Annotated in this window: 17 protein-coding genes; 8 read left to right on the top strand and 9 right to left on the bottom strand. The window is 65.9% G+C overall.

Features of this window, described 5'->3' with window-relative positions; translation table 11 throughout:
* Positions 1-164: 164 nt before the first annotated feature.
* The 6 genes from ACQ4WY_RS00465 to ACQ4WY_RS00440 are packed head-to-tail and all read left to right on the top strand — an operon-like array spanning position 165 to position 4929.
* Positions 165-956, top strand: coding sequence for a hypothetical protein (locus ACQ4WY_RS00465; protein ID WP_436502337.1), 792 nt, complete (start codon positions 165-167; stop codon positions 954-956).
* Entirely contained in the window at positions 935-1180 is a 246-nt protein-coding gene (locus tag ACQ4WY_RS00460) for an acyl carrier protein (protein ID WP_436502336.1), read from the top strand. Before ACQ4WY_RS00465 ends, ACQ4WY_RS00460 begins: the two co-directional genes overlap by 22 nt.
* On the top strand, positions 1177-2034 hold the full coding sequence (locus ACQ4WY_RS00455) for a hydrolase 2, exosortase A system-associated (protein WP_436502335.1): 858 nt from the start codon (positions 1177-1179) through the stop codon (positions 2032-2034). The genes ACQ4WY_RS00460 and ACQ4WY_RS00455 overlap by 4 nt, the downstream gene beginning before the upstream one ends.
* Positions 2031-2924 (top strand): hydrolase 1, exosortase A system-associated, encoded by an 894-nt coding sequence (locus tag ACQ4WY_RS00450; protein WP_436502334.1) that lies wholly within the window; start codon positions 2031-2033, stop codon positions 2922-2924. The genes ACQ4WY_RS00455 and ACQ4WY_RS00450 overlap by 4 nt, the downstream gene beginning before the upstream one ends.
* Complete coding sequence (locus tag ACQ4WY_RS00445; protein ID WP_436502333.1) at positions 2918-4222, top strand: glycosyltransferase; 1305 nt, start codon at positions 2918-2920, stop codon at positions 4220-4222. Before ACQ4WY_RS00450 ends, ACQ4WY_RS00445 begins: the two co-directional genes overlap by 7 nt.
* Positions 4219-4929 (top strand): ABC transporter permease, encoded by a 711-nt coding sequence (locus ACQ4WY_RS00440; RefSeq protein WP_436502332.1) that lies wholly within the window; start codon positions 4219-4221, stop codon positions 4927-4929. Before ACQ4WY_RS00445 ends, ACQ4WY_RS00440 begins: the two co-directional genes overlap by 4 nt.
* On the opposite strand, the gene ACQ4WY_RS00435 is transcribed toward ACQ4WY_RS00440, so the two are convergent.
* The 6 genes from ACQ4WY_RS00435 to ACQ4WY_RS00410 form a co-directional block, all read right to left on the bottom strand.
* Entirely contained in the window at positions 4916-5653 is a 738-nt protein-coding gene (locus ACQ4WY_RS00435) for a hypothetical protein (protein WP_436502331.1), read from the bottom strand. The genes ACQ4WY_RS00440 and ACQ4WY_RS00435 overlap by 14 nt on opposite strands.
* Positions 5654-5669: 16 nt before the next feature.
* Entirely contained in the window at positions 5670-6107 is a 438-nt protein-coding gene (locus ACQ4WY_RS00430; protein WP_436502330.1) for a DUF6678 family protein, read from the bottom strand.
* Complete coding sequence (gene purT, locus ACQ4WY_RS00425) at positions 6107-7336, bottom strand: formate-dependent phosphoribosylglycinamide formyltransferase (RefSeq protein WP_436502329.1); 1230 nt, start codon at positions 7334-7336, stop codon at positions 6107-6109. Before purT ends, ACQ4WY_RS00430 begins: the two co-directional genes overlap by 1 nt.
* A 112-nt stretch (positions 7337-7448) precedes the next feature.
* A complete protein-coding gene (locus tag ACQ4WY_RS00420) occupies positions 7449-7946 on the bottom strand; it encodes a VOC family protein (RefSeq protein ID WP_436502328.1) in 498 nt (165 codons plus the stop codon).
* A gap of 63 nt (positions 7947-8009) precedes the next feature.
* Entirely contained in the window at positions 8010-8645 is a 636-nt protein-coding gene (locus tag ACQ4WY_RS00415; RefSeq protein WP_436502327.1) for a DUF6000 family protein, read from the bottom strand.
* A complete protein-coding gene (locus ACQ4WY_RS00410; RefSeq protein ID WP_436502326.1) occupies positions 8642-9535 on the bottom strand; it encodes a LysR family transcriptional regulator in 894 nt (297 codons plus the stop codon). Before ACQ4WY_RS00410 ends, ACQ4WY_RS00415 begins: the two co-directional genes overlap by 4 nt.
* A 109-nt stretch (positions 9536-9644) precedes the next feature.
* Between ACQ4WY_RS00410 and ACQ4WY_RS00405 the strand changes: the two genes are divergently transcribed.
* Positions 9645-11144, top strand: a complete 1500-nt coding sequence (locus tag ACQ4WY_RS00405) for an MFS transporter (protein WP_436502325.1) — start codon at positions 9645-9647, stop codon at positions 11142-11144.
* Here ACQ4WY_RS00405 and ACQ4WY_RS00400 read toward each other — a convergent pair.
* From ACQ4WY_RS00400 to ACQ4WY_RS00390, 3 genes are all read right to left on the bottom strand, one after another.
* On the bottom strand, positions 11126-11662 hold the full coding sequence (locus tag ACQ4WY_RS00400) for a hypothetical protein (protein ID WP_353657308.1): 537 nt from the start codon (positions 11660-11662) through the stop codon (positions 11126-11128). The genes ACQ4WY_RS00405 and ACQ4WY_RS00400 overlap by 19 nt on opposite strands.
* Before the next feature lie 99 nt (positions 11663-11761).
* Positions 11762-13342, bottom strand: coding sequence for a methyl-accepting chemotaxis protein (locus ACQ4WY_RS00395; RefSeq protein ID WP_436502324.1), 1581 nt, complete (start codon positions 13340-13342; stop codon positions 11762-11764).
* 267 nt (positions 13343-13609) lie between these two features.
* Positions 13610-14044, bottom strand: coding sequence for a hotdog fold thioesterase (locus ACQ4WY_RS00390; RefSeq protein WP_436502323.1), 435 nt, complete (start codon positions 14042-14044; stop codon positions 13610-13612).
* 143 nt (positions 14045-14187) lie between these two features.
* Here ACQ4WY_RS00390 and lpxO point away from each other — a divergent pair, with 143 nt between their 5' ends.
* Positions 14188-15087, top strand: coding sequence for a lipid A hydroxylase LpxO (gene lpxO / locus ACQ4WY_RS00385; RefSeq protein ID WP_219137087.1), 900 nt, complete (start codon positions 14188-14190; stop codon positions 15085-15087).
* Positions 15088-15149: the final 62 nt, after the last annotated feature.

The following is a 15149-nucleotide window of genomic DNA, read 5'->3' as shown; positions in this document are numbered from 1 at the left end:
GATTGCCATGCATTCCCCTATGATTCAGACAAACGGCCACAGCGGTCTTGATTTTGATCAATTAACAGTTTCAGCAACACAGCTTGAGCCGGCGCAAGACCGACGCTGGCCGCTGCGCTCTAATGGACAGCGTTGGCTGCAAAGCCGCCCCATCCTTGACCGCCATGGCCAGCTTCGCCCATTTCATCCATTTCCCCCGCTTGCACCGGCTTGCCGCCAGCCTTCGCCAACTGGGCTGGCGCGACAGCGCCTGGCTGGCCCTGGCGCGGCTGCTGGCGATGGTGCCGGGCGGACGCTGCGCGCTATACCGTTATCAATTCGTGGCGCAAGCCGTGGCGCCCGGTTCGCTGTGCCGCGGGCGCGGCCAGTCGATTGCCGTCACCCCCTGCCTGGCGGAGGCGGACTTGCCGCCCGGTCCCGAGCGCCGGCCCGGCGCGCTGCACGAACGCTACCGGCAGGGCGCGCAATGCCTGGTGGCCCGCAGCGCGCATGACGCGGGCAAAGACACGGCCAAGGCCAGCATGGCTGGCTGGATCTGGCTGCTGCGCCATGGCTGCCAGGAAGACGAGGTGCGCGCCCGCTATGCGCTGGCGTCGAAGCAGTCGTCGTGGGACCTGGACGTGTGGGTGCATCCCGACCAGCGCGGCGGCCTGGTCTTCGCCCGCCTGTGGGAAGAAGCCAACGCTGTACTCTATGCGCAGGGCGTGCGCTGGTCGTGCAGCCGCATCTCGCGCTTCAACCGCGCCTCGCTGGGCGCCCATGCGCGCCTGGGCACGCACGCGCTGGGCACGGCCACCTTTATTCGCTGCGGGCGCTGGCAATGGATGGCCGCCAGCCTGCCGCCCTATCTGCACCTGTCGCGCCGCCCGGACGATATCGCCTGCCTGGCCTTCGATACCAGCCGCCTGCCCCACTACCCTTCCCTGGAGCTGACATGCCGCATCTTGAAGCAGTAAAACACATCCTCGACACCACGCTGGGCTTGAACGGCCGCGTGCTGGAAGCCCACACGCCGCTGCTGGGCAGCGTGCCGGAACTCGACTCGATGGCCGTGATCGGCGTGATCGCCGCGCTGGAAGACCATTTCGGCATCTTTGTCGCCGACGACGACATCCATGCGCGCCACTTCGCCACCGTGGGCACCCTGCACGATTTCGTGTTTGCAAAGCTGCGACCATGAGCTGCGCCTCCCTCGACGCCTTGCCGCTGCTGCCCTTCTTCCTGCCAGCCAGCGGCGGCCAGCGCTACTGCCTGCTGCACCTGCCGCCGCCGGGCCGCAGCGCGCGCGGCGGCATCCTCTACGTGCATCCGTTTGCGGAAGAACTGAATAAAAGCCGCCACGTGGCCGCCGCACAGGCGCGCGCCTTTGCCGCAGCCGGCTACAGCGTGCTGCAGATCGACCTGTTTGGCTGCGGCGACAGCAGCGGCGACTTCAGCGAGGCGCGCTGGGACATCTGGCACAACGACCTGCACCTGGCTTGCGCGTGGCTGGCGCAGCGGGTCGATGGCCCGCTAACCATGTGGGGCTTGCGCCTGGGCGCCCTGCTGGCCCTGGATTTCGCCAACCGCGCGCCGCTGCCCCTGGCACGTTTGCTGCTGTGGCAGCCGGAACTCGATGGACGGCGCAGCATCGACCGCTTCCTGCGCCTGCGCCTGGCAACAAGCATGCTGGCCGGCGGCACGCAGGAAGCCCCCGGCCAGGCGCGCGCCGCACTAGCGCAGGGTGCAGCTGTGGAGGTGGCCGGCTACCGGCTGGCGCCCGAGCTGGCGCAGGCCATCGAAGGCGTCAGCGGCTCCGCGCTGCTGCCGGCGGTGCCCGTCTACTGGCTCGATTACCAGGGGCCGGAACAGGCAGCCGCACCCTTGCCGCCCCTTGCGCGGCAATGGCGTGAACACGGCGCCCCTGTGCACGTGGCCAGCTTTGGCGATGGCCCGTTCTGGCATAGCGGCGAGCTGCTCGAGTGTCCGCAACTGCTGGACGCCACGCGTGCCCTGTGTCGCGACTGGCTCGATGAGGAAAGGACGTCGCCATGAAGCGCGACAACAGTCAGCAGCACCTCGCGGCGCCCGCCGTGCGCGAACTGGCCCTGCGCTTTCGCAGTGCAGCTGAAGACGATGAGTCGCAGGCGCGCATGGTCGGCATCCTCAGCCTGCCCGACGCACCAAGCCCGCGCGGCGTCTTGATCATCACGGGCGGGCCGCAGTACAGGGTGGGCAGCCACCGGCAGTTCGTCCTGCTGGCTCGCGCCCTGGCCGCGCGCGGCTTGCCCGTGCTGCGTTTCGACTTGCGCGGCATGGGTGACAGCGAGGGTAGCGCGCGCGATTACCGCGCCGCCGGTCCCGACATCGCCGGCGCGCTGGCGCAATTCTTCGACGCCGTGCCATCGCTGCGCGAAGTGGCGCTGTGGGGCTTGTGCGACGGCGCCACGGCGGCCGCCTGCCATGCGCCAAACGACGCGCGCATCGTCGCGCTGGTCCTGCTCAACCCGTGGGTGCGCAGCAGCGCCGGCCTGGCGCGCGCCACCTTGCGCCATTATTATCTGCCACGCCTGCTGCAAGGTGGTTTCTGGCGCAAGCTGGCCAGCGGCGGACTGCAGCTGGGCGCCAGCCTGGCCTCGCTGCGGCAGGTGGCGGCCGCCACGCAGGTGCAGGCGCAGGCAACGCAGGACGGCGACGCGCCCGCGCCGGCCCTGCTGCGGGCGCTGACGCAATTCCAGGGCAAGGTCTTGCTGGTCCTCAGCGGCGACGACCTGGGCGCGCGCGAGTGGCAAGCCCTGCTCGATGGGGATCCTGCCTGGCGCACCGTGACCGCCCGCGCGCAATGGACGCAGGCGCAGGTCAACGGCGCCAACCACACCTTCGCCAGCGCCGCCTGGCGCGCCGAAGTCGAACAGCTGTGTGCACGGTGGCTGCAGTCATGGTAGCGATCACGCCGAACGCGGCCCGACCGAACGTGGCCCGACCAAAACGGGTGTTGATGATCGCCTACCATTTTCCGCCGCTGCAGGGGGGCAGCGGCATCCTGCGCACCCTGGGCTTTGCGCGCCATTTGCCCGAATGCGGCTGGCAACCGCTCGTGCTCAGCCCCAGCGCCCTCGCGTATGCGCAGCGGGGCGAGTCGCAGCTGGCGCAGATCGGCGCGCAAGCCACCGTGCGGCGCACGCTGGCGCTGGACGCGGCGCGCCACCTGGCCATCGCCGGGCGCTATCCGCGCTGCCTGGCGCTGCCCGACCGCTGGAGTTCCTGGTGGCTGAGCGCCGTGCCGGCCGGCCTGCGCATGATCCGCGAGTATCGCCCCGACGCCCTCTGGTCGACGTACCCGATCGCCACGGCGCACCTGATCGCGATGACCTTGCAAAAACTCAGCGGCCTGCCGTGGATCGCCGACCAGCGCGACCCCATGCTGGACGATAGCGATCCGCTGGCGCCGTATCCGCCCGAAGCGCGTTTGCACCGCATGCATGCCTGGATCGAACAGCGCATCGCGGCGCGCAGCGCGGCCATCGTCTGCACCACACCGGGCGCCATCGCGGCGCACCAGCGGCGCCTGGCGCAGCTGCCGCGCGAGCATTTCCGCCTGATCGAGAATGGCCATGACGATGATGGGGGCGCCGCGCCGCTGGACGGATTGCGCGGCCACCGCAGCCGTTTTCTGCTGTTGCACAGCGGCGTGATCTACCCGTCCGAGCGCGATCCGCAGCCGCTGTTCGAAGCTCTGGCCCGGCTGCGCCACGACGGCGTGCTGCATGCGCGTAATTTCCAGCTGGTGCTGCGCGCCACTGGCCACGATGCGTGGCTGGCGGGATTGCTGGCGAAATACGGCATTCTGGACCTGGTCAGCCTGGAGCCTTTGCAGCCGCACGGCGCGGCGCTGCAGGAAATGCTGGCCGCCGATGGCTTGCTGCTGCTGCAGGCGGCCAACTGCAACGCGCAGATTCCCGCCAAGCTGTATGAATACCTGCGCTGCCGCCGGCCCATCCTCGCGCTGACCGACCTGGCGGGCGACAGCGCGGCCAAGCTGCGCCACTGCGGCATCGACACCATCGGCCAGCTGGCCTCGAGCGGCGACTGCGCGCGCGCGCTGCTGCGCTTCCTGGAACTGGCGCGCCAGGGCCGCGCACCGCTGGCCAGCCCCGCCGTCATCGCCCTGCAATCGCGGCAAGCCCGCAGCAACGCCCTGGCCGATTTGCTGGACCAGGTCAGCCACAGGAGCCCACCATGAAGCATCCCTTGTTTGCCTGCGCCCTCGCCGCCTGCTGCGCCAGCGCCGGCGCCGCCGAGTGCCCGCCCTACGTCAAGCACACGCCGGGCGGCGACTACACGAGCGCGGAAGACCGCTCCGGCCTGTCCGTGGTCGAGAAATTCCATTTTTCGCGCGCCGTGGAAACGCTCACGCAAGGCATGACGGGCAGCCTGGGCGGCGACATCAGCTACACGCTCGAACACTTTCCGAATCACCACCGGGCGCTGGCCTCGATGGCCAAGCTGGGCTTGCGCCTGAAAGGCGCGCAGCCGGCAGGCGCCCGCTACACGGTCAGCTGCTACTTCGAACGGGCGATCGCCTTCGCGCCGCACGACGTGACGGCACGCATGGTGTATGGCAATTATCTGCTGGCCACGGGCCAGGATGCGATGGCGCTGGAACAACTGGATGCGGCCGGCCGCCTGGCGCCCGACCAGGCCACCATCCAGTACAACCTGGGCCTGATGTATGCAAAGAAAAAAGAATACGAGAAGGCCAGCGCGCACGCGCAAAAAGCCTATGCGCTGGGCTTTCCCCTGCCGGGGCTGAAGAACAAGCTGAAAGCAGCGGGCAAGTGGCGCGAGCCGCCGCCGGCGCCCGTCGCCGATGCTGTTACTGTTGAAGCGGCGGCCGCCACAGCGGAAGCACCGGCCGTGCCGCCAGTGGAAAAGCCTAGCGGGGAATGACGGCCGGCCGCCTGGGCACACTCAAATGCCCGGTCGGCGAAGCAGCCAGCGCGGCGGCCAGGTCGCGCCGCGATTGCGCCTTGTCTTCGGCCTCGCTGATGTACGCCAGTTCGGCCAGCTGCAGCACAGTGGCGGTGAGCAGCATCACTTCGCCATACGGCGTGGCGAAGGATGGCGGAATCGTGGCCGCGCCCTGGGCCAGCAGCACGCCCACCTGTTCGTTTTCGTCTTCCAGACCCTCCGGCGCATGCTGCACATCCAGCACCATCGAAACGCTGCCGTGGCGCTGCATCAGCAAATCGATGGAGCCATGATCGGCCACGTTCTGGCTGACCTGGTAGACCAGGTCAAAGAGCCAGGAACGCGCCACTTCCTGGCCGTCGAAGGCGGATAGCGGCGCCTCGATGCACACTTCCAGCAGGTGGCCGCGCGGGACAAAAACGTCGTCGTCATCCTCGAACGGATCGCTCAAACCATCGCTGGCGATCAGCATGGAGTCGGCACGGCGGATCACGCGCCAGGCCTGGCGCAACGATGGCCAGCGGGGGCCGCCCATGAAGGCAGGATTGACCAGCGGCGCCAGCACGTCGGCGTCCATGACGCCCAGGGTGGCATAAAAAGCGTCGCGCGCGTCGCAGGCCGTGGCCAGCATCTGCGCGCCCGCTTCCTTGCCGACGACGGCGTCGTCAGGTTGCGGTACTTGAGGGATAGCGTTTTCAGGCATGAGAATACTCTTTGAATTAATCGGCGGGTGGAAAATCGTGATAGTTGCGGGGCAGATAGCCCCAGATGCGCACCACCCGGTCCCGCACTTCGAAATCGAAGCCCATGCGTTCCAGTTCGGGCACGATCCACACGCCATGGTCGATGATTTTTTTAGACAGCAGCATGCCCACGTGTTCTTCCGAGGTCAGGCTGATGTCGAACCATTCCACGCCCAGGAAGGGAAACGGCGGGTGGTAATCCCATTCCGTATCCCAGCGCGAGACATAGCCGGTGACGGAACCGTAACGGTACGATGGCGCCCAGTCGGGCTGCCCGCGCATGAAGGCCAGCAGTTCGTTCCACTTGCAGTCGTTGGCGGCGCCGGCCAGGTTGCGCCGCGCGATGTGGCCGCGCAGCTTGCGCTTGATCTCGTCGCCGCCGGCGTCGGCCAGCGGCAGGCTGGCATCCACCATTATTTAGCCACCGGCTTGACTTTGGACGCGGCCAGCACGGCGCGCGCGCGGGCCGTGTCGATATCGTCGGCCGTGGCCAGCGCCACGCCCATGCGGCGGCGGGCGAACGATTCCGGCTTGCCGAACAGGCGCAAGTCCGCACCCGGCACGCTCAAGGCGTCGGCCACGCCTTCGAAGGCGATGCCTTTCGCTTCCAGCTGGCCGTAGATGACGGCCGAGGCGCCGGGCGAACGCAGCGCCACGTTGACGGGCAAACCGAGGATGGCTTTCGCGTGCAGCTCGAATTCGCTCTGCACCTGGCTGGCCATGGTGACCATGCCCGTGTCGTGCGGACGGGGGCTCACTTCCGAGAACCACACCATATCGTCCTTGACGAACAGCTCCACGCCAAACAGGCCCAGGCCGCCCAGGTTGTCCGTCACCTTGCGGGCGATCTCGCGCGAACGCTCGAGGGCCAGCGGCGCCATGCGGGCCGGCTGCCACGATTCCACGTAGTCGCCATGCACCTGCAAGTGGCCGATCGGCTCGCAGAACTGCGTTTCGATCTGCCCCGAAGCGCCGACGGCACGCACCGTCAGCAAGGTGATTTCGTAATCGAAGTCAATAAAGCCTTCGACGATGACCCTGCCCGTATCGACACGGCTGCCGCTGGCCGCATACGCCCACGCCGTTTCCACGTCAGCGGCGCTATCCAATTTGGACTGGCCCTTGCCCGACGACGACATCACGGGTTTCACTACGCACGGAAAACCGATCTCCTGGCAAGCGGCCTGCAACTCCTGCAGGCTGCTGGCGAAGCGGTACGGTGACGTCGCCACGCCCAAGGTTTCGGCCGCCAGGGTGCGGATGCCTTCGCGGTTCATCGTCAGCACGGCCGCGCGCGCGTTCGGGATGCACGTGATTTGCCCGGCCGCTTCCAGCGCCGCCAGAGTGTCGGTGGCGATGGCTTCGATTTCCGGCACGATCAAGTCCGGCTTTTCCAGGGCTATCAGGGCGGCCAGCGCCACGCCGTCGCTCATGTCGATCACGTGCGAGCGGTGCGCCACCGGATGGCCCGGCGCGTTTGGATAGCGGTCGACGGCAATCACTTCCACGCCTAGGCGCTGCAGCGAAATGATCACTTCCTTGCCCAGTTCACCGGAACCCAGCAGCATGACTTTGATGGCGGTGGAAGACAGGGGCGTGCCGAAGGTGCGGGGCGCGATGGTGCTGCTGGTGCTTGAGGTCATGGCAGGGTCTGTAGGCGGATGGAAAGATGGCTGGGACTATAACAAATGCCGGCCCTCTTGGACAGGGCGGCCCGCTGGCGTGCGGCCGCCCTTCCCCGCCCGGCGGGCCGCACTAACCGGCGTACGCCCGCTTGATCTCTTCGATGTCGATCTTTTTCATGCCCATCATGGCTTTCATCACGCGCTGGGCCTTGACGGGATCGGGGTCGGTCAGCAGCTTGATCATGAGGGTGGGCACGATTTGCCAGGACACGCCGAACTGGTCCTTGAGCCAGCTGCATTGCTGCGCTTCCGGCGGCCCGCCTTCGGACAGCAAATTCCAGTAATGGTCAACCTCGTCCTGGGTTTCGCAGTTGACCTGGAACGAAATCGCTTCGGAAAACTGGAACAGGGGGCCGCCGTTCAAGCCCGTGAACGTCTGGCCATCGAGTTCGAACGCTACCGTCAAGACGCTGCCCGGCTCCTGGCCGTGGATTTCCTTGCCCTCCTCGCCATAGCGCAGGATCTGGCCAATCTTCGAATTGGGAAATATTTCCGTATAAAAACGGGCCGCCGCCTCCGCCTTGCCGTTGAACCATAAACATGGGGTAATCTTTTGTACGCTATGCATGATGTCTCCCTAGTCCGAAACAGGAACGCCTTCCCTGTGCGGGAAGGACAACCACCAATATAGTCATCTTTGCACAACCATGGCGCGCAATGCGGCCATGTCATTGACAAACACAGCGCAGGCATCGTCCAGCGTCAGGCCCGGCCGGCTGGCCGCAAAATCGGCCCACGCTGGCGCGAGGCGGGTGGCCTCGGCAGTACCGTTCTTGTCATCCAGATACAGTATGGCCGCCATCGCCTGTGCCTGCTCAAAATGCAGCTGCGGCTGGCGCAAATAGTGTTCGAGATAACGGTGCAGATAATCGCGGCTGGCGGGCGTGTCGAAGGCGACCAGCGCCAGGCAATAGGCGCTGCCCGCGTAGCAGACCTCGCTGGCCAGCAGCAAGCCGCCCAGCTGGTCCGTGAAGGCGGGCCGCTCAGTCAATGCGGCCAGATAGGCGCCCGCCGTGCGGCTGCGCCAGTCGAATTGCCCCAGCAGGCGCGCGATGACGGTGTCGTCGGCCAGCGCCAGCCGGGCCACGCATGCGCGCGCCTGAGGCTGGTGCAAGCCCATGTACAGAGGCCGCACCCAGTCGTCGCGCAGGGACGCCGTCAGCGGCTCTTGCGGCGGCAGCGGCGGCACGGGAAACGGATGCTCGTGACTGACGGTGACGCCGGCCACGTGGCGCTGCAGGCCGGCAACGGTATGGTCATCGCTCAAGGCAAGCCTCCAAAAGTACGCTCCTGCAATTGCGCCACCATGAAATCGATAAACACACGCAGGCGCGGCGGCAGGTGGCGGCTGGCCGGCCACAGCAGCCAGAATGCCGTGTGCGCCTGCGTATGCTCATCCAGCAACGAAACCAGTTGCCCCGCCGCCAGCTCGCGCTGCACGGCAAAGGCAGGCAGGTAGGCGATGCCCTGCCCTTGCACGGCCAGGAAGACGCGCATTTCCACGCTGTTGCAGATCATGCCGGACGCCGGCCGGGCAGTCTCGTCCAACAGCGGCCACTGTTCCATTCGGCCCGTGGCGGGAAAGCGGTAGTCCAGGCGCGCGTGCCGCAGCAGCCCGGCCCCATCGGCAGGCCGGCCATGGCGCGCCAGGTAGGCTGGCGACGCTACCAGCAGGCGGCGGAACGTGCATAGTTTGCGCCGCATCAAGCCCGAGTCGGCCAGCTCGCCCGTGCGCACGGCGGCGTCAAAGCCGTCGCTGACGATATTGACCATGGCGTCAGAGAAATCGAGATCGAGTTCGATGGCGGGATAAGCTTGCATGAAGGCGCCGATGGCAGGCTCGAACAGGCCGCTGTAGCGTGGCAGGCTGAGGCGCAGGCGGCCGCTGGGTCCGCTGCTGGCCTCGCTCAATTCCCGCTCGGCCGCTTCCACCTCGGCCAGGATGCGCTTGCAGCGCTGCAAGAACTTTTCCCCTTCCGCCGTCAGCGCCAGATGCCGCGTGCTGCGCTGGAACAGGCGCGCGCCAAGCCGCGTCTCCATGCGCGCCACGCTCTTGCCCACAGCCGATGATGACAGACCCAGCAGCCTGCCCGTAGCCGAAAAACTGCCGCTGTCGGCCACCTGCACGAACATGGCGATGCCACCCAAGCTATCCATTTGCACTCCATTCAAGACATTGGTGTCCGATATGTTGATCAGTTTAGCCCATTTTTCTTCAATGACTGGCGCGCCATACTCTCCCCTCTTTCTTTCAGACCTGACACCCATGCCTACCACTTCACGTCTTTCACTCCCCCTGCAAGTGCTGGCCGCCTGCCTCTCGGGTTTGCTGATACCCCTGTGTTTCACGGGCCCGGCCGTGGCGCTGCCCGCCCTCGGCGCCGAATTGCACGGCAGCGCCGCCGCGCTGAACTGGGTCATCAATGCGTATATCCTCAGCTATGGCAGCGCCATGATGGTGGCCGGCAGCCTGACGGACGTGCTGGGACGGCGCCGGGTCTGGCTGGCGGGGCTGGCGCTGTTTTGCATGGCGACCCTGGCCATTGCCGTCGCGCCATCGGTGGCATGGATCGCTGCGCTGCGCTTTGTGCAGGGCCTCGGTGGCGCGGCCGCGTTCGCCGCCGCCATGTCCTCGCTGGCGCCCCTGTTCCACGGCGCGGCGCGCAGCCGGGTGATGAGCGTGCTGGGCACGACGTTCGGCCTGGGCCTGGCCTTCGGCCCGCTGGCGGCCGGCGCCATGCTGGCACTGGCCCGCTGGCCCGCCATCTTTTACACCACGGCCGCGCTGGGTGTCATCGGCATGCTGCTGGTATGGCTCAGCGTGCCGGCCGATCCGCCGCGCGGCAAAGGGCGGCTGGACTGGACCGGCGCCCTCAGCTTCAGCACCGCGCTGGGCCTGTTGACCCTGGGCATGCTGCTGGCACCCGAACACGGATGGCGCAGCGGGGCCGTGCTGCTGTCCATCGTCTCGTCCTTGCTGCTGTTCCTCGCCTTTGGCGCGATCGAGCGCAGGACGGCGCAGCCCCTGCTGGATTTATCGCTGTTCCGCCAGCGCCGCTTTATCGCCGTACAAGTGCTGGCCGCCTCGCCCGCCTTCCTGTTCATCGTGCTCATCGTCATGCTGCCGGGGCGCTTCATCGGCATCGACAACATGTCCGCGCTGGCGGCGGGCCGCCTGATGGTGGCCCTGGCCGCGCCGCTGTTGCTCGTGCCCATGCTGGCGGCGCTGCTGTCGCGCCGGGTCAACGTGGGCGCCCTGTGCGCGGCGGGATTGCTGCTGGCCGCGGCGGGCCTGGCCTGGCTGGCGCAGGTGCTGGGCCATGGTACCGCCGCGACGCTGGCCGGCCCCCTGCTGCTGATCGGCGCCGGCATCGGCTTGCCGTGGGGCTTGATGGATGGCATGGCCTTGAGCGTGGTGGAGACTGAGCGGGCCGGCATGGCGACGGGCATCTTCAATACCGTGCGCATCAGCGCCGATGGGGTGGCGCTGGCCCTGGCGGGCGCCGTATTGGCCGGCCTGATCGGCACAGGGCTGGCGCGGCAGCTGCCCGCCGATCTGCCCGTGCTGGCGGCCGCCAGCCGCGCCGCGCTCGGTGATATCCAACAGGCAACACAGCTGCTGGGCGGCCAGGAAGCGCTGCTGCGCGCCAGCTATGACGCCGCCTTCCGCCAGCTACTGAACGGCTTGGCGGGGCTGGCCGTGGCGCTGGCGGCGCTGGTGCCGTATTTGCTCAGAAAGGAAGGGACTCAGGCGTCGAGGCCGTAAAAAACGGCAATGAGGATGGCGATGTTATTGCAAGCGCGGGAAAAGGTCGTTGTCGCGTAGGCAACCGCTACGCCGGGCGCGCGGTAGCGCAGGTAGACAAAGCTGAACATGGCGCCCGAACCGAGCGCGACGATGGCGTGCAGCAAGCCGCCGCTGATGAAATGCACGATGGCCCACAGGATGGCGCCGATGAAGATGCTCAGCTGGCGGCTGGCGCCCAGGCGCCTGAGGATTTCCAGCGGCAGCAGCTGTCCCAGGAAGGTTTCAAGAATGGGAGAATAGATGACGACCCAGAACACCAGCAGGGGCAGCGACATTTCGCGCTTGAACTTGGTCAAGCCTGTATGTGCGCCCCAGTATTCGGGCGGCAACAACCATTTGGTGAGGAACAGGATGGCGAAGCACAGCATGCAGGTGAGTAAACCCCAGCCGAGGCCGGCAAGGGCCAGCTGCAGCACGGGCGGCGCCGGTTTGTCGTCGTCCGGGCTGGATAGATCATGGCTGCTGCGCACTTGCATGAGTAGTCCTGGCGGTGATCCAACTTTCATTGTAGCGCGTAATAGGACTATTGGCGCATGGCTGGTGACGCACCGCGCTGCGCTGCGGCGCATCCGGCGTCAGGCCGCCAGGCGCAAGGGAGCGTTGGCCGGCGGAGCCAGCTTGAAGATACCCACTTCCTGTTCCAGCTGCGCCGCCTGCTGCTGCAGTTCGTGCGCGGCCGCCGCAGCCTGCTCGACCAGGGCCGCGTTTTGCTGGGTGACGCGGTCCATGTCGACGATGGCACGGTTGACTTGCTCGATGCCGGCGCCCTGCTCCTGCGTGGCGTGGCTGATCTCGGCCATGATGCCCGTCACCCTGCCGATGCCGGCCACCACGTCGTGCATGGTGGCGCCCGCCTGTTCGACGAGCACCGTGCCCGTGCCCACCTTGCTGACGGAATCGTCGATCAAGGCCTTGATTTCGCGCGCGGCGGCCGCGGAGCGCTGCGCCAGGCTGCGCACCTCGGTGGCGACGACGGCGAAACCGCGTCCCTGTTCGCCCGCGCGCGCCGCTTCCACTGCCGCATTCAAGGCCAGGATATTCGTCTGGAAGGCGATGCTGTCGATGACGCCGATGATGTCGACGATCTTGTTCGACGAGGCATTGATGAGGCCCATGGTGTGCACCACTTCGGCCACCGCCTTGCCGCCCTGCTCCGACACCTCGGACGCTTCACGCGCCAGGCGGTTCGCCTGCTGGGCGTTGTCCGCATTCTGACGCACGGTGGAAATGAGTTCTTCCATCGATGAGGCGACCTCTTCTAGCGAGCCGGCCTGCTGCTCCGTGCGCTGCGACAGGTCGCGGTTGCCGGAAGCGATCTCGGTCGAGGCCGTGGCGATGCTTTCCGTTCCGTGACGCACCTTGCCGACGATGGCGGCCAGGTTGTCGCGCATGGTCTTGATCGCAAACAGCAAACTGCTGTCGTCTCCGTGGCGTGTGTGCACGTCGATGGCAAGTTCGCCCAGCGCGATGCGCCCGGCAATCGTGGCCGCATACGCCGGTTCGCCACCCAGCTGGCGCAGCAGGCCGCGCGTGATGACGGTGGCCACCGCAATGCAAATGAGCACGCTGAGCGCGGCCAGCACGCCGATCCAGCGCAGCGACTGGCCGTAAATGGCGCGCGCGGCCACGCTGGCCTGCTCCGATTCGCGCTGCACGTTTTTCAGGACGGCATCGATATCGGCGACGATCTGGCGCCGCAGGGGGCTGCACTCTTCGACGAGGAAGGTGCCGTACTGCTCCATCTGCCCCGTGGCGCGGAACTGGCGCGGACGCTGCAATTCCTGCGCCATGGTTTTCAAGCCCCTGCTGACTTTCTCGAATTGCGCATCGCCGGCGAACTTTGGCGCCAGCCGGTCTAGCGCTTCCAGGTACAGCGCTTTCTGGCTGTCGAGGATGGCCAGCTCCTTTTCGGCGGCGGCCTGGTCATGGAAGATATACGCGTTGCGGGCGGCCAGGCCCGTCTGGTCGAGCGCTTCGCGCGCCACGTACAGCGGTTCGAGTTTTTCCAGTTGAACTTTTTCTTGCGCGTCCATGGCGCCGGAGATGGCGCCGATGCGCAGCAGTGCGAAAGCCGCCAGCACCAGCATGAGTAAAACCAGCAGCCCGAAGCCTGCGCTCAGGCGCGCGCCTATCGTCAAACGATTGAATGACATCATTGTTGTTATTGCCCTGTCTAAAGTTGATTGTTGCTGGTTACTTGGAACCAGCGATCTGCTCGCCGTCGTGTTGCCTTTCCTGCATGGCGCAGGATGGGTCTCTAACTGGCGTTTTTTGGGCAGTCAGCTTCTAATTTCGGGCAATATAATCGCGCGGGAAGAAACCTCGCGCGATTACAACAGCACACTGGATTATAAGCGAACAGCGTTATTTATGATTTCACGCGCTCGCTTTTAATGCTTTGATGCAAGTCAAGGGGCGCCGTATCAGCCCGCGCCCGGGGCGTCGATGACGGCCATGGTAATGCGCGAAATGCAGCATAACTTGCCGTCGTCGCCGCTGATGCGGATTTCCCAGACCTGGCTGGTACGGCCCCGGTGGATGGGCGTCGCACGCCCCGTCACATGGCCGCCGCGCACGCCGCGCAGGTGGTTGGCATTGATTTCCTGGCCCACGCTCACATGACGGCTGGAATCGAGGCAGGCATTCGCGGCCATGCTGCCCAGGGTTTCGGCCAGCAGCACGGACGCGCCGCCATGCAGCAGCTTGAACGGTTGCATGGTGCGGTGGTCGACGGGCATGGTCGCCTCGATCCAGTCGGGGCCGAAGGCCGTGAATTCGATGCCCAGGTGGCGCATGGCCGTGCCCTCGCTGGCGGCGTTGAGGGTGGCCAGGTCGAGCGGTGCGTGCCAGATTTCCATTGTTACCTCGGATAAGTGTGGAGTAGCACTATTGTAGGACAGAGCGCCCGCGCGCGCCGCTTCATCTTTCCTTCACCGTGGCACGGGGTGGCGGTGGCATTAACTGGTTATAATTGCCCCATTCTTAAAAAACGAGGTTGTATATGAAGTGGGCCTTGCTGGGCATATTTGTGTTTTCTGTTTTACATATTCATTTTCGTGGCAAGGTGCGCCTGCCGTTTCGCCGCCAGATCTTCGATCACTCCTCGTTCATGGCGCCGCTGAACCTGTTCATGCACACCTTTTCCAAGGTGCCGGCCACGCCCTATCTTTCCGTCGATCAATTTCCGGAACTGGCGCCGCTGCAGCAGAACTGGCAAATCATTCGCGATGAAGCGCTGCGCATGCAGGAAATGAAAAAGATCAAGGCGGCTGAAAAGAACAATGACGTGGGCTTCAATTCCTTCTTCAAGTATGGCTGGAAGCGTTTCTACCTGAAATGGTATGACGCGAATCACCCGTCGGCGCAGCAGATGTGCCCGCAAACCTATGCCTTGCTGCAATCGATTCCCTCGATCAAGGCAGCCATGTTCGCGGAATTGCCACAAGGCGGCAAGCTCAACCCGCACCGCGACCCGTTCGCTGGCTCCCTGCGCTACCACCTGGGCTTGCAGACGCCGAACGACGACCGCTGCTTCATCGACGTCGATGGCGAACGCCACAGCTGGCGCGACGGCCAGGCCGTGATGTTCGATGAGACGTATATCCACTGGGCGCGCAACGATGCCGACAGCGACCGCATCATCCTGTTCTGCGACATCGAACGCCCGATGCGCTACCGTTGGGCGCAAGGCTTGAACCGCTGGCTGGGCCGCACCCTGATGACGGCCGCCGCCTCGCCCAACGAACTGGGCGACCAGGTGGGCGGCGTGAGCAAACTGTTCCAGATTTCCTGGACCATGGGCCAGTACCGCCGCCGCTTCAAGGCGTGGAACAAGACGGCGTACCAGCTCACCCGCGTGGCGCTGGTCGTGGGCGTGATCGCGCTGATCTACTTTATCTAGACGCCTGCAGCGTTCGTTGCCACATAAAAAACCGCCTTCGGGCGGTTTTTGCGTTTCCGGAC

It is taken from the genome of Janthinobacterium salmonicoloratum (genome assembly GCF_051380845.1).
In the GTDB taxonomy this organism is placed as follows: Bacteria; Pseudomonadota; Gammaproteobacteria; order Burkholderiales; family Burkholderiaceae_D; genus Janthinobacterium; species Janthinobacterium lividum_F.
This window is presented reverse-complemented; position numbering and strand designations above follow the sequence as displayed.